The organism is Dolichospermum lemmermannii CS-548, assembly GCF_028330815.1.
GTDB lineage: Bacteria > Cyanobacteriota > Cyanobacteriia > Cyanobacteriales > Nostocaceae > Dolichospermum > Dolichospermum lemmermannii.
The window spans coordinates 1-12,727 of record NZ_JAQMTJ010000040.1 but is presented as its reverse complement, the minus strand read 5'-3'; the positions used below and the strand labels follow the sequence as shown (position 1 = coordinate 12,727).

14 protein-coding genes and 2 pseudogenes are annotated in these 12,727 nt (G+C 36.5%); 10 read left to right on the top strand and 6 right to left on the bottom strand.

The window, feature by feature from the left end; all coding sequences use genetic code 11:
* Positions 1-181 precede the first annotated feature (181 nt).
* Positions 182-553 (bottom strand): annotated as a pseudogene (locus PN450_RS02050) (Uma2 family endonuclease); the annotation flags it as partial.
* Positions 554-757: 204 nt separating this feature from the next.
* Between PN450_RS02050 and PN450_RS02045 the strand changes: the two are divergent.
* Positions 758-1,549: a hypothetical protein gene (locus tag PN450_RS02045; RefSeq protein ID WP_271835266.1), complete on the top strand. Its 792-nt coding sequence runs from the start codon at positions 758-760 to the stop codon at positions 1,547-1,549.
* 159 nt (positions 1,550-1,708) lie between these two features.
* The gene (locus PN450_RS02040) at positions 1,709-2,773 is read left to right on the top strand and encodes a DUF1350 family protein (RefSeq protein WP_271835265.1); all 1,065 of its coding nucleotides are present in this window, start codon (positions 1,709-1,711) and stop codon (positions 2,771-2,773) included.
* A gap of 19 nt (positions 2,774-2,792) precedes the next feature.
* Here the strand turns inward: PN450_RS02040 and PN450_RS02035 are convergent, their stop codons facing one another.
* Positions 2,793-4,121 (bottom strand): AAA-like domain-containing protein, encoded by a 1,329-nt coding sequence (locus tag PN450_RS02035; RefSeq protein WP_271835264.1) that lies wholly within the window; start codon positions 4,119-4,121, stop codon positions 2,793-2,795.
* Positions 4,122-4,697: 576 nt separating this feature from the next.
* Between PN450_RS02035 and PN450_RS02030 the strand changes: the two genes are divergently transcribed.
* The 4 genes and pseudogenes from PN450_RS02030 to PN450_RS02015 all read left to right on the top strand — a co-directional run bounded on the left by PN450_RS02030 (position 4,698) and on the right by PN450_RS02015 (position 6,053).
* Positions 4,698-4,895 (top strand): element excision factor XisH family protein, encoded by a 198-nt coding sequence (locus tag PN450_RS02030; protein WP_210422319.1) that lies wholly within the window; start codon positions 4,698-4,700, stop codon positions 4,893-4,895.
* Positions 4,867-5,040, top strand: a pseudogene (locus PN450_RS02025) (element excision factor XisI family protein); the annotation flags it as partial. The gene PN450_RS02030 and the pseudogene PN450_RS02025, both read left to right, overlap by 29 nt.
* A 517-nt stretch (positions 5,041-5,557) precedes the next feature.
* The gene (locus PN450_RS02020) at positions 5,558-5,815 is read left to right on the top strand and encodes a DUF4160 domain-containing protein (RefSeq protein ID WP_053539948.1); all 258 of its coding nucleotides are present in this window, start codon (positions 5,558-5,560) and stop codon (positions 5,813-5,815) included.
* Positions 5,808-6,053 carry a DUF2442 domain-containing protein gene (locus PN450_RS02015; protein WP_053539947.1) on the top strand — a complete coding sequence of 82 codons (246 nt, stop codon included), beginning with the start codon at positions 5,808-5,810 and terminating at the stop codon, positions 6,051-6,053. Before PN450_RS02020 ends, PN450_RS02015 begins: the two co-directional genes overlap by 8 nt.
* A gap of 49 nt (positions 6,054-6,102) precedes the next feature.
* Here the strand turns inward: PN450_RS02015 and PN450_RS02010 are convergent, their stop codons facing one another.
* From PN450_RS02010 to PN450_RS02000, 3 genes are read right to left on the bottom strand one after another with little or no spacing between them, the layout of a single operon-like run.
* Positions 6,103-6,483: a clan AA aspartic protease gene (locus PN450_RS02010; RefSeq protein ID WP_148762214.1), complete on the bottom strand. Its 381-nt coding sequence runs from the start codon at positions 6,481-6,483 to the stop codon at positions 6,103-6,105.
* Complete coding sequence (locus tag PN450_RS02005) at positions 6,480-6,752, bottom strand: hypothetical protein (protein ID WP_148762216.1); 273 nt, start codon at positions 6,750-6,752, stop codon at positions 6,480-6,482. Before PN450_RS02005 ends, PN450_RS02010 begins: the two co-directional genes overlap by 4 nt.
* A 29-nt stretch (positions 6,753-6,781) precedes the next feature.
* Positions 6,782-6,946, bottom strand: a complete 165-nt coding sequence (locus PN450_RS02000; protein ID WP_213799026.1) for a hypothetical protein — start codon at positions 6,944-6,946, stop codon at positions 6,782-6,784.
* Positions 6,947-7,080: 134 nt separating this feature from the next.
* Between PN450_RS02000 and PN450_RS01995 the strand changes: the two genes are divergently transcribed.
* Entirely contained in the window at positions 7,081-7,368 is a 288-nt protein-coding gene (locus tag PN450_RS01995) for a small RNA NsiR4-regulated ssr1528 family protein (protein WP_148762218.1), read from the top strand.
* 227 nt (positions 7,369-7,595) lie between these two features.
* The gene (locus tag PN450_RS01990; protein WP_015079313.1) at positions 7,596-7,958 is read left to right on the top strand and encodes a phage holin family protein; all 363 of its coding nucleotides are present in this window, start codon (positions 7,596-7,598) and stop codon (positions 7,956-7,958) included.
* 19 nt (positions 7,959-7,977) lie between these two features.
* On the opposite strand, the gene PN450_RS01985 is transcribed toward PN450_RS01990, so the two are convergent.
* Positions 7,978-9,126, bottom strand: a complete 1,149-nt coding sequence (locus PN450_RS01985; protein ID WP_271835263.1) for a cysteine desulfurase family protein — start codon at positions 9,124-9,126, stop codon at positions 7,978-7,980.
* Between the two features lie 127 nt (positions 9,127-9,253).
* On the opposite strand from PN450_RS01985, the gene PN450_RS01980 reads away from it, so the two are divergent.
* Both PN450_RS01980 and PN450_RS01975 read left to right on the top strand, forming a co-directional pair.
* A complete protein-coding gene (locus PN450_RS01980; protein WP_271835262.1) occupies positions 9,254-10,894 on the top strand; it encodes a DUF655 domain-containing protein in 1,641 nt (546 codons plus the stop codon).
* A 103-nt stretch (positions 10,895-10,997) separates the two neighbouring features.
* A complete protein-coding gene (locus PN450_RS01975) occupies positions 10,998-12,446 on the top strand; it encodes a bifunctional orotidine-5'-phosphate decarboxylase/orotate phosphoribosyltransferase (protein WP_271835261.1) in 1,449 nt (482 codons plus the stop codon).
* Positions 12,447-12,727: the final 281 nt, after the last annotated feature.

The window sequence follows — 12,727 nt, the reverse complement described above, 5'->3', positions numbered from 1 at the left end:
TTTCACTTTATCACACCACGTCCCTTTTAATGCTACTTATTCTCATTAAGCATCTTAATTTTTGAATTGGCTTTAGTTATTATGTACTACTTTAAGGGCTTTTTTGATCTGTGACAGTTTGGGGTGCGGAATGTGGGTTACACGCAAATTTAGCGATTGGTAGTTGGAGATATGGGTTTTTTTACAGTTCTGGTTCTACTCCTAAAGCGCGTAATTGGGCGATGAGGCGATAGCTTTTTTCTTTTTCATTTTCAGCCCGTTGGCGTTCATATTCGGCTGTTTCATGACCATCAAGTAATAAATTACCGTCTAAATCCCACCAACGCAGCCAAGGTAACTCCATATTTTGATATGTCCCTTGCCAAATACCTAATTCTACGCCCATAGGTGTAATCGGATAATGACCTCGTTGATTTGGTGGCAATAAATGATATTGTCCTTCCATGAGATGATATACTTCCACGCTGGCTTTACTAACTTCATAAATGCCGTAAAAGGCAGGTTTAATCACTTGTTCATAAATCCAAAATTTCCCCTGCCAAGGTGTTTTAGAAGGTTTATTGTAGGATGACAATGAACAAATTATAACAATAATTTAGAGGGTGTTTGAATTTACCTGAATTTACCTGAATTATCAGCGATAAAAGTCCTGAATTTACCTGAATTCTTGAATTACCAAAGTAGGTATCATCCAAGGGTGTGGGAAAAACCACTTCCAGGAAAGAACTTCAGAAACAGATAACATTTTGGGTAATTTATGAGAAAGTTAACTTCCTTTTTGGCTGCTATCCTTAGCTTTGTTGTGTGTCTAGGTGGAGTAAGTCCTGCTTTAGCTCAACAAGCTCCTCAGCCTCCATCTCGTGGGATAACCACCCTTTACGTCACTCCAGAACAACAGGCACAAGGAGTGGACGTGTATGGGAATATCTTGAAATATGATGTAGCTATACCTAATCCTGACCTAAGTGCGATGTTGCCTGAAAATTTAAGCGATTTTCCAGCGGCTTATCAACCAATACTCGAACAGGGTCGAAAGAACAACGGAACTAATGGCTCATTTACTGAAGGTTGGTTTGATTTCCAAGCTGCAAGTGCTGTAACTCCTGGAACTAACACACTTTTCACTATTGACGCTCCCTTGAACGGCAGAATATACACTGTAGTAGCTGGAAAACCTTCAAGTCAATGCCCTCTGAAGATTGAAGAAACTGCAATTGCTTTTTTTGATAATGTAGGAGCAGCAGAATCAAAGGCTAATGAATTAGATGCAAACGGATACTTGGTCTATGTTTCTCCTTCAGATAATTTGACCATCAAGGCATTTTCACAACTTTTCTATGACCAAGCTACTGGCAAGAAAAAAACCAACTCAGCTTGTTTCTTAGTTTCAGGCGCTACTGAAAAAGTTACAACTGATTTCCAACAAATCTTCCCTTTACTTCCACGTCAATTACAACAGCCAGCACGTCAAGCACCATTTCAATACTTTCCTAGAACTGGCAATTTCATCTATCTTGTCAATGCAAGAAAGACTCTCACTCCTGGTTAGTGTGAAGTAAAACAATTTATTATCTAGCAAATTTCAATTAAGGAGGGGTTCAGTCCCCTTCTTATAACCATCTTTGTGACTGCTATGGCTGCAAAATAGCACATTTTAAGTTAAGACGGATTTAATTTCTTACAAAAAATAAACGGTACAAGTTTAACTATGAAATTTCAACCTGTTTCCCATAGCTGGGTAGCTCTACACCCAAAACCTCAAGGAGTAATTCAATTTATCGGTGGAGCTTTATTTGGTACATTTTTTCCAATGTTCTTCTACCGTTCTCTACTTCAGCGTTTATTTAATGATGGTTATACGATTGTAATTTTACCATTCAATTTTACGTTTGACCATTATGCTGAGGCTGGCTTTTTAATCAGAGAACAGTATGAAATTATGCCAGAACTTGTCAGAAGAGCAATATTTGCTGGCTATGAATATGAACCCTATTTGAGTGACCAAAACTTTTCCTGGCTAGGTCATAGTATTGGTTGTAAATATATTGCGCTTTTGGAAGCCTTTAGTGCCTTACCTGTTGTTGGTGAACCTAGTGATCCTCAATATCCTCATAATGTTGAAAAATTGAGGAAATTTATTGATTCAACAGTTAGATCAGCGAATACAAAAGGTTCTCAAGAAAATATTAATGGTAAGGTCGAAAGTATATTTACAGACCTCTTAATTCTGATTAGTGATTTAGAAATCAAGCGTAAAGAGGCTGAACGATTAATTAAATATTACATTAAGCGAGAAGCCAATTTCGACCAATTGCAAGATAACATTAAAATCACTAGCATCTTTATTAAGAATCAACCCTCTTTACTATTAGCTCCTGTAAATACAGGTCTTGAGAGTGCTATCCCCCAACCTTTAGCAGGTATAGTTATTAGCTTAGGTGTGAATGTCAAACCAACCCCAGATGAAACCTATGCCTTAATTAAAGAAGGTGATTTATTTAATCTCATGGGGTTAACTGCGTTCAAAAAGGATAAACTTGCTGCAACAACTTGTGAATGGTTTGAAGATAAGTTTAAAAAACCACCTGAAGGTTTTAGAGAAGATTTAAAAGGTGGACATTTAAGACCATTGGGTATGCAATTGGGCAATTTTGTGATCAATTTTCCAATTCCCACTATTGGGTCTATGAAAAAACGAAATATAGAGTTTGAATCTCCTGTAAGTCAATTATTCCAACGTTTAGAAGATAAGCAAGCTAATCATCAAAAATAGCAAATAAGAGTTTATTTATCTAACTCCTGATTACATCCCCAAAATAATTCCGATATAGTTGACAACGCGGCTCGACTTCATTACCTGTAAGCTTTACCAAACCCATATTTTTTAAATCATAGGCTGATATTGTTTCCAATCGCACTGGTTGAGGAGAATTAATCACTGTTTGCAATGCTGTGATCAGTTTTGGTTGCTGTTGCAACTTCAACCAGTGTTCCCGTAAATAATGACGATAAATACCTGCATTCGTAGAGGCTTCTGATAACAACTTGTGTAGGGTGATATCTGGATAATTTTTGAGGTGAGAAAATGCCAATTTCAACAAATAAGGATGACCACCTACTAATTGTATTAAGGGGTCTACTAAAAATGAATCTTCCACTAATCCATATTGTTGGGCAAATATCTGAACTTCCTCTTTAGTTAATTCTGGTAATTCTATGGGTAATCCTATATTAAAAGATGAGTAATTAATATTTGCGTGCATATAAACGTCCGTAGAATAGGCGATCGCTAACCGGAGTTTTTTCCAGTGGGAATGGTTTCTAGCTTTCTCATACCAAGAACGCAACAATCCAAAAAATTCTTCATAAAGTTCAGGATAGGAAAAAAGCACATCTACATCATCTATATATAAAACTAAAGGACTATCATTTGCTGCTAATAAATATGTTTCTAAATAAGTTGTACAACTTATTTTAGCACCTATCCCTTCTTGATCCCAATAGTCATCTAAGCGATTGGGTAGGTTGAGTTCTCGACTGAGATTCAGACAAAACCAGCGCAGAAATTTATTCAAGTTTCCAAAGTGAGTTTTCCTATCTCCCATCTCCAAACTTAAACTAACTATCCGATAGTCCTCCTTGGATACCTTCAGTAATACCCGCTCCATTAAGGAAGTTTTACCCATTAATTTAGGTGCTTTTAACCAAATTAGAGAACCAGGTTGCAAGAGATTTTCATAACAAATAAGTTCGAGAGGATAGCGATTTATATATAATTTTGGATTTGGTACGCTGTGTTTAGCTTGGCTGAGTAAGTAATATTCATCTGTAAATTGCTTGTGCCAACATTGCTTTTCCCAATATCGTTTTAGGGCTTCTTTAAAATTACTTTTTTTAACTTTCTCTTCTATAGCTTCTGTCAATAATTTCCAAAGTTTGGGTGCAATATCTTGACTAAGATAACTGGTTGTGTAATTGTATTTGCTCGCTATTTGACTATATTCTTGTCGTTCCCAAGCTCCCTTAATGACAATTATTTCTACATCAGTTAATGATCTATAAAATTTTGTCAAAACAGCTTGGTTAGCAATTTCAATTGCCTGATATAATTTTAAATCCATGTTAAGTAAGTTGGCGTTAAAAATTGTCTTTATGACAAGGGAATAGGGAATAGGTTTTGATAATTTTTACTTTTTGTTATATATTTTGTTTTTTTGTGCTTTTCTACTTATTTTATTAATTAGCACCCCTTTGAAAAGCTTGGTTGTGGATTAAGTAGGTAAACAAAATAAAAATGAGGGGTATTGCGTTTTGTAAAATGGCTGAAACTCAATCAGAATATCGCATTGAGACAACTTTATATACCGTTATATACCTTTAAATTTTCCTGTTTACCTACTTACTTCAATTTTAATAGTATCATATAGTGCGATCGCCTGATCCTGTAGGGTTCGTTACATTTCATTAACGCACGACTCTTATGATTAAATTCGGTGCGTTACGCTGTCGCTAACGCACCCTACGTTTTTGTCGTGGTTGATAGCCTTTCCCTTGTTTCCTCACCAATCAATCAACTTAATTTGGTATAAACTGGGTTTTGTTACTATAATTTATGTTTCTAAATCTTTAATTGCCTTTTGAACCTTTCATCTGAGATATTATGCTATTAACAGTGGTTAAATAAGTTTAATTTATGTATGCCAGCTAAAGATTTATTTCATAATACAGTTAAAACAGCCCTGACAAAAGATGGATGGACAATTACTGACGAGCATCTATTTATTCAAGTTGAGGATATTGATTTTTACATAGACTTAACAGCAGAGAGAATTTTAGCTGCTGAAAAAACTGGTAAAAAAATAGCAGTTTGGTTGTATTATTTACGTAGAAATTAAAGATGGCAAAATTTGGATTGAACGCGATGGCACAGAAATCGGAGTAGCTAATGAATTAGTAGAAGCTGGAGTTCCTAAACAAGATATAGTTTTGGGTTTTAAAGCTCCATACAAACGGAAATTTACCGAGTTTGCTGCTAGTTGAAGCATATAGAATTCCGGTAAAATACGGTAGTTAGGGAAGGAATCTACAGATGGAGTATGGGGTGGCGATCGCCTGATATTGTAGGGTGCGTTAATGAAATGTAACGCACCTTATGTGTGTTTATTTACTGATTTTCGGTGGGTTACGCTGTTGCTAACCCACCCTACGTTTTTGTCCGTGGTTGATAAGTGCGATCGCTTGTTTCCTCACAAATAGATCAACCTAATATTGTAATATTACTTACTCCAATCTCGAATTTATAAGGTTTCTATTTTTCCAAAATCTCTGATATTAACGGAAGAAAAACGATAAGATGTGACGCTACCGAAGATCCTGTAGGGTGTGTTAACGGAGTGTAACGCACCAACCTTATGATTAAATTCGGTGGGTTAGGGATAGCGTAACCCAACAAATAAAGTTTTCTACCACTAAAATAGAAGTATTATAGATGCGATCGCTCAGTTACACTAATTTTAGTATTAAGACAATATGCTAAAATGTGGTGAGGTGAAAGCAAATGCCAACAGTTCTATATATAAGGGGATGGCGATTTTTCTTTTATTCAGACGAGGGAAATGAGCCGATTCATATTCATGTGCAGAAAGGAGACAGTGAATGTAAATATTGGCTAGACATCGATCTGTACGAGATTCGTGAGGCTTATTCATATCAAATGTCATCACGAGACACGCGGGAAGTCAAGAAGATCATCTTGCAAAACTTTGATGAAATAGTAGATGAATGGCAAACATTTAGGAATTGGCAAAATGGATAAGCAATACAACATATCAAATATTGACTTTAATGGAGAGTTGATGATTCTATCAGTAGATGGAAAAACTTATCAAATCCCAATTATTCAAGCATCTAAGCGACTTGCTCAAGCAACAGATATGGAGCGCAAAATGTATCGTATTTCGACCTCTGGTTATGGTATTCATTGGTACGCCATTGATGAAGATTTGACAACTAAAGGACTAATCAAACTAGCAGAGATCGCCAAGACGGCTTAAAGTGCGATAGTGAAGCACTGCTCTAAGCAGATCGACCCTCATCCTGAATCTATGAAATCAAGGGTGGGATTTGTTCTAACGAAACTAAACCATTCTCTTCAAAATCAATCTCCAGATGATATCCTGCCATCAAAGCCGTTCCCAATAAAGGTTTAAAACCAGATGCTAAAATAGGAACTACTTTTTCTCGATTGTCCCAAACAATTGTTGCTAAATGTATAGATAACAACGTCTCCCTACCATCGGCTAATCTAGCAAGCGTAGTGGAATATAACGGCAGATTCATCGCGCTGACGGCTTGTGGTGGTAAGGTAAGATGGTCGTTGAATCCAGTATCAATAATAAAATTAATAGAAAAATTTGGTTGTGTCGGTAAACGGAAAATTACTGGCACAATCGCTTTGCTATCAATCAATCTCCCGTAAATCATTTGACAGTACGCTCAATCGCTCCCCCAAAGCTGACAGCAACATCATAACCAATCCGCATCGTAAATAATCTGGCATTTGGTTTCTTTTGCTTTAACTTTAATGCAGTTTCTACGCCAGTTTTATCAATTCCGTATTCACCGGTTTCCGCATCAATTACAATCATTTTGCCAATGTGATCATCACATTCCACTTGTTGACGAATGCCATTTTCGTAAAATTGTTTAGCCCTTTGGGCAACTTCTTCTAGGGTCCAAAAAATAGCCTGCATGATCATTAAACCTCCTTTATGCTGTTTAATTATTTTAGCTGAATTTTAACCTGTATAGTTGGATTGAGGGAAACTTGAGAAATTTCTACACCTAATCGAAAATAATGAATAAAGTGATATAATTCTGCCAATTTATCTTCTGGGAAAAGATTTATTTCTGTAATAACTTTTGTGCGTAGGCTTAAAGAATCCATAGCAAATTAATGTAAATTAATCAAGCGATAAGTTAATTATATAGCAGAAATAGCGGAAAAATTTATTCTAGCTGAACCGTCCCTGTTCCCTATTCCCTGGTAAAATATTTCAACATCTCTGAAAATACGTTACCATGACTACTGAAAATACCACGGGTGCTGATGCTATTGATAGAGCGATATCAAGGGGAATTGATTTTGATGGTTCTCCTATTCCCATAGTTAAATTAGACCTATATGAACAAGTTATGGGTTTAGAATCAAGCAGACAACGCAGCGGTGTATCCAATACCATGCGTTCTCGCATTGTTCGCATTGGTGCTAAACACATCCCCCAAGCTGAACTTGATCAAAAACTAGTTGAAGCTGGTTTTGCACCTTTGAAAGAAAAGGAAATTGCTTTTTTCTACGGTGGTAAATAAAAGACAAAGAATTCCGTGCAAAAGTCAGATCCCCGACTTCTTAGAGAAGTCGGGGATCTGGTGGTTTATAGTAAACCTAAAGATATCTAGAATAAATTTCGGTTCTCATCAAAAATGCTGCTAATTTATAAATAATTGGTTAAGCTACAAAGATTTTTAGATCAAGAAACCAAGTCAACCAGGTATTTATCGTCATATCAACATTCACGTTTTGTGGGGTTCTGGTAATGGATATTACGACGCTGTTAATTGTTTGGTTAGTCACGGCTGTTAGCTTGTGGATTATTAGTAAATTACCTTTAGGAGTGGAAATTGATACTCCAGAAAAGGCAATTTTTTCCGCAGCAGTTTTAGGTATTATTACAGCGCTAGTTAAGCCAGTTCTCAAAGTTTTGTTTGTGATACCAAATTTAGCCACCTTTGACTTATTATCTGGTATCTTCACTTTCATGATTGCTGTTGCTTGTTTTAGTATTGCTGCTTGGTTAGTAGATGGTTTCCGGTTACGTTATGGCATTTGGAGCGCAATTTTAGGTGCTTTTGCGCTTACTCTTGTCAATAACATTATCTACAAATTATTAGGTGTTTAATTGGTAAACAATTGACAATTCAATTTGGGATTAATCTCTGCAAAATCTGTTTCAAAACTATTCCTGTCCAATCAATATCGGCTGCTGTTGTCTGTTTCCCTAAAGTTAATCTAATTCCTCCTAAAGCCGCTTTTTGAGAATATCCCATTGCTAGTAAAATGGGACTAGGGCTTAATTTTCCACTATTGCAAGCCGCACCAGCACTAATACCAATTCCGGCTAAATTTAACTGTCTTACTAATGTTTTACCGCTGATTTTTTCTCCGTCGGCTGCTTCTAAATAAAAGCTGAGATGATGGGGTAAACGATGAATTTTGTCACCTGTGGGTATTAAACCGGGAACATCTGCTAGAATGGCAAAGAGGCGATCGCGCAATAGGATCAATCTCCCTGTTTCCGTCTCTAATTCCTGGGCTGCTAACTCCGCAGCTACTCCAAATCCAGCAATAGCGGGCGTTGCTTGCGTCCCTGAACGCATTCCGTTCTCCTGTCCACCTCCACCCAGTAGCGGCATTAATTCCACTCCAGTCCGCACATATAACGCCCCTGCACCCAAACCGCCATAGATTTTATGACTGGATAGACTCAATAAATCTACGGGTAATGTCTGCACATCTAGCGGTAAACGTCCAGCAACTTGCACTGCATCTGTGTGAAATAAAGCGCCGTGTGTTTTCGTGATTTTCCCCAACTCAGCAATTGGTTGAACTGTTCCTATTTCACTTTGTCCATAAATCACAGATACTAAAACAGTATTATGTCGTAAAGCTGCTTTTAAGTCTTCGGGGTTGACTCTTCCTTGATGATTTACACCTAAACGGGTAATTTCCCAACCCCAATTTTCTAACATTTTCGCCGGTTCTGAAATGGCGGAATGTTCTACACTGGAAATGATCATATGTTGGGGAGTAGTGTAACATCGTGCCACTCCCATAATCGCTAAATTATCCGCTTCTGTTCCCCCAGACGTGAAAATAATAGATTCGGGAACTGCGTTAATTAATCCTGCAACTTGGATTCTGGCTGTTTCCACAACCAAGGCGGCACGGTTGCCCCATTCATGTAAACTGGAAGGATTACCCCACTGTTGTGTTAAGATTTTTTGGATAATTGCGATCGCTTCTGGACGAGTTGGGGTAGTTGCACTGTAATCTAGATATATTTGCATAGAAATTAATAAATAAGAGTTTCGCGCAGAGACGCAAAGGGGCAAAGACGCAAAGGAAGAAAGAAGTTAATGCAGGGTGTGATATAAATACATTAAAATCGCTGTAATTTACTTTGATCAGATTACTGTGTCTATTTTCCCACAAATCCGCTATTTTTCTTATATCTTTTTATTGCTATTCACTTTAGGTGGTTGTCAACAAGTGCAATCATCAAATCAGCGTTTAGCACCTTTACCTCAAGATTCTTTAATTCAAGTTTACTTCAATAATTCCCAATCTTCGGAATATCAAGAGACTTATCGTCAGCAAACCCGGTTAGGGGATGATTTAGAAAAGCAGATTGTGGACACTATTTCTCAAGCTAAATTTACTGTTGATATTGCTGTCCAAGAGTTACGTTTACCAAAAGTTGCTCAAATATTAGCACAAAAACAAAAGGATGGCGTAAAAATAAGGTTGATTTTAGAAAGTAATTATTCTCGGACTTGGAGTAGTTTTACTGCTGCGGAAATAACTAGGTTAGGAAAAAAAGAACAGGAACGATATCAAGAATTTCAGAAATTTGTGGATATTAATCAAGATCATCAAATCACACCGGAGGAAATTAGTCAACGGGATGGTTTAGCTATTGTTCAAAATGCCAATATTCCTTGGATTGATGATACTGCTGATGGTTCAAAGGGTAGCAGTTTAATGCACCATAAGTTTGTCATTGTTGATCATCGGTTTGTGATTATTACTTCTGCCAATTTTACTTTGAGTGATACGTCTGGAGATTTTAGTAATTCTAGTAGTTTAGGAAATGCCAATAATTTACTAAAAATTGATAGTTCTGAATTAGCAAGTTTACTCACGGAAGAATTTAATATTATGTGGGGTGACGGAGTAGGAGGAAAACTAGATAGTAAATTTGGTGTTAAGAAACCTGTTCGTAACCCACAAACAATCATATTAGGTAACAGTAAAGTTACAGTTCATTTTTCTCCAACTTCTCCCACTGAACCTTGGAGTATTAGCAGTAATGGATCAATTGCTAAAACCTTATCTACAAGTACAAAAACTGTTGATTTAGCATTGTTTGTATTTTCAGATCAACAACTTGCTAATATTCTAGAAGAACGTCATCATCAAAATGTCCAAGTTCGGGCTTTAATTGCACCACAATTTGCCTATCGTCCCTACAGTGAAGGTTTAGATATGATGGGATTTGCTTTAAGTGATAATTGTAAATATGAACTTGATAACCGTCCTTGGAAAAATCCGATTTCTACTGTGGGAGCGCCAATTTTACCAAAAGGTGATTTATTACATGATAAATTTGCCGTCATTGATAACAAAACTGTTATTACAGGTTCACATAATTGGTCAGAAGCTGCTAATCATGGCAATGATGAAACATTAATAGTGATTGAAAATCCCACAGTAGCAGCACATTATCAAAGAGAATTTGACCGCCTTTATGGTAAAATTAAGCCAGGTTTACCAGCAAATATTAAATCTAAAATAGATGCGGAAGTTAAAAAATGTCCCCAAATCAAACAACCATCATCTTTTGTAAATTCGATTAACACTAAAATTAATCTCAATACAGCAAGTCAAGCAGAATTAGAAACTCTTCCTGGTGTGGGTAAGAAGTTAGCCCAAAGGATAATTATAGCCCGTCAACAGCAAAGGTTTACTTCCTTACAAGATGTAGATAAAGTACCGGGAATTAGTGATAAGATTTTAGCAAAATGGGAGGGAATGATAATATTAACCTCAGATTAACGCATATACGGATAATCATGTTACCATTCATGATATCATGGTAGAGAAAGCGAGTTAGTATTTTAGTAAGTGCCTTAAAGTTAAAATATTGCTAGGAGAACTTATGAAATTTTACGATAAATTGAATGGGGCGATCGCTCAAAATCAGAGTTTACTATTTGTAGGACTAGATCCTAATCCAGAAATGCTCCCTGAACGATATTCCCAGAAATCAGATCCCGAAAGTATGATTGATAGTCTGTGGAATTGGTTAGAATTTACTATTTCCCAAACCAGTGATTTAGTATGTGCCTATAAACCAACTTTGGGATTTTACGCAGCTTTAGGTATTCCGGGATGGGAATTATTACAAAGAACTTTAAAAGCTATTCCTGTCCATATTCCAATTATATTAGATGCCAAACATAGCGATCTTAATACTAGTACAATTTTCGCTAAAACTGTTTTTGAAGAATGGCAAATTGATGCGATTACATTGAGTCCTTATGCAGGACAAGATCACGTAGCACCCTTTTTAGTTTATCCCGATAAAGCCGTTTTTATTTTGTGTACAACTTCTAATCCAGGTGCAGTGGTTTTGCAGCAATACCCTACAGCGGAATCCCCTTTTTATTTACAAGTAGTTAAAGAAGCAAAAAATTGGGGAACACCTGAACAACTGGGTTTAGAAGTAGGAACTATTCAACCAGATATTTTAGCAAAAATTCGCAAAGAAGCACCAGAAAGAGTAATTTTAGCCCGCAGTATTTGGTCTGAAGGTGGTAATCTTAAAAACTTGCTATCAGCGGGATTAAATTATAATGGTGATGGGTTACTTCTTCCCGTTTCTCAAGATATGTTAGGAAGTGAAAATCTATGTACACAACTGCAATCTTTAAGGGCGGAAATTAATCATCTCAGAACTGGAATTTCCCAAGAAAACTCCGCTTGTTCCGTCTGGTTTCCTGATGTTTGTTTGTTAAATAAACACCCGCTTTTAGATTTGATTCTACAACTTTATGACATTGGTTGTATCATGTTTGGTGAATTTGTCCAAGCTTCTGGAGCTACCTTTCCCTATTATATAGACCTCCGTAAAATCATTTCCAATCCCCAAATATTTCATCAGATAGTAATTGCTTATGCAGAGATTCTTAAAGACCTAACTTATGATAGAATAGCCGGTATTCCTTATGGTTCTTTACCTACTGCTACTGGATTATCATTACATCTAAATTCCCCGATGATTTTTCCCCGCAAAGAAGTAAAAGCACACGGAACCCGCAAGGTAATAGAAGGTAATTTTAATCCTGGAGAAGTTGTTGTCGTTGTTGATGATATTTTGATCAGTGGTAAAAGCGTAATGGAAGGAGCAGAAAAGTTAAAATATGCAGGATTAAATGTCAATGATATTGTAGTATTTATGGACCATGAGCAAGGTGTAAAAGACAGATTGCGAGAAAATGGTTATCAAGCACACGCAGTTTTAACAATTTCTGAAATTACAGAAACTTTATATGCAGCAGGACGTATTAGTGAGGAACAATTTAAAACTTTATCTGAAATAAATTAGACATTTAAGTAAGTTGGCGTTAAACAATCAACATATGTAACGAAATGTAAATTCGACAAATACCTTATAGATAGGTTATTTAAGGGTTTTTACGAAAAAAATGTATATTGATTTTATCGTGCCGACTTACTTATTCTCAAGATAAGTAGGTCGGCGGAAAAGTTTCTAACTATGTAACGAAAAGTTAAGAATGGTTATTTTTGTTAAAATGAATACGTTCTGTACTGTATTGTCCTTTTTCTCCCCTAGCTTTAACCCCATTCATTACGGCATATGCAAGG

Coding starts and splice junctions, on each gene's coding strand:
- PN450_RS02045 (WP_271835266.1), top strand. CDS start 758: ATGAGAAAGTTAACTTCCTTTTTGGCTGCTATCCTTAGCTTTGTTGTG.
- PN450_RS02005 (WP_148762216.1), bottom strand. CDS start 6,752: ATGCAGGCTATTTTTTGGACCCTAGAAGAAGTTGCCCAAAGGGCTAAA.
- PN450_RS02010 (WP_148762214.1), bottom strand. CDS start 6,483: ATGATTTACGGGAGATTGATTGATAGCAAAGCGATTGTGCCAGTAATT.
- PN450_RS02030 (WP_210422319.1), top strand. CDS start 4,698: ATGCCAGCTAAAGATTTATTTCATAATACAGTTAAAACAGCCCTGACA.
- PN450_RS02000 (WP_213799026.1), bottom strand. CDS start 6,946: ATGGATTCTTTAAGCCTACGCACAAAAGTTATTACAGAAATAAATCTT.
- PN450_RS02035 (WP_271835264.1), bottom strand. CDS start 4,121: ATGGATTTAAAATTATATCAGGCAATTGAAATTGCTAACCAAGCTGTT.
- PN450_RS02020 (WP_053539948.1), top strand. CDS start 5,558: ATGCCAACAGTTCTATATATAAGGGGATGGCGATTTTTCTTTTATTCA.
- PN450_RS01975 (WP_271835261.1), top strand. CDS start 10,998: ATGAAATTTTACGATAAATTGAATGGGGCGATCGCTCAAAATCAGAGT.
- PN450_RS02015 (WP_053539947.1), top strand. CDS start 5,808: ATGGATAAGCAATACAACATATCAAATATTGACTTTAATGGAGAGTTG.
- PN450_RS01995 (WP_148762218.1), top strand. CDS start 7,081: ATGACTACTGAAAATACCACGGGTGCTGATGCTATTGATAGAGCGATA.
- PN450_RS02040 (WP_271835265.1), top strand. CDS start 1,709: ATGAAATTTCAACCTGTTTCCCATAGCTGGGTAGCTCTACACCCAAAA.
- PN450_RS01990 (WP_015079313.1), top strand. CDS start 7,596: ATGGATATTACGACGCTGTTAATTGTTTGGTTAGTCACGGCTGTTAGC.
- PN450_RS01985 (WP_271835263.1), bottom strand. CDS start 9,126: ATGCAAATATATCTAGATTACAGTGCAACTACCCCAACTCGTCCAGAA.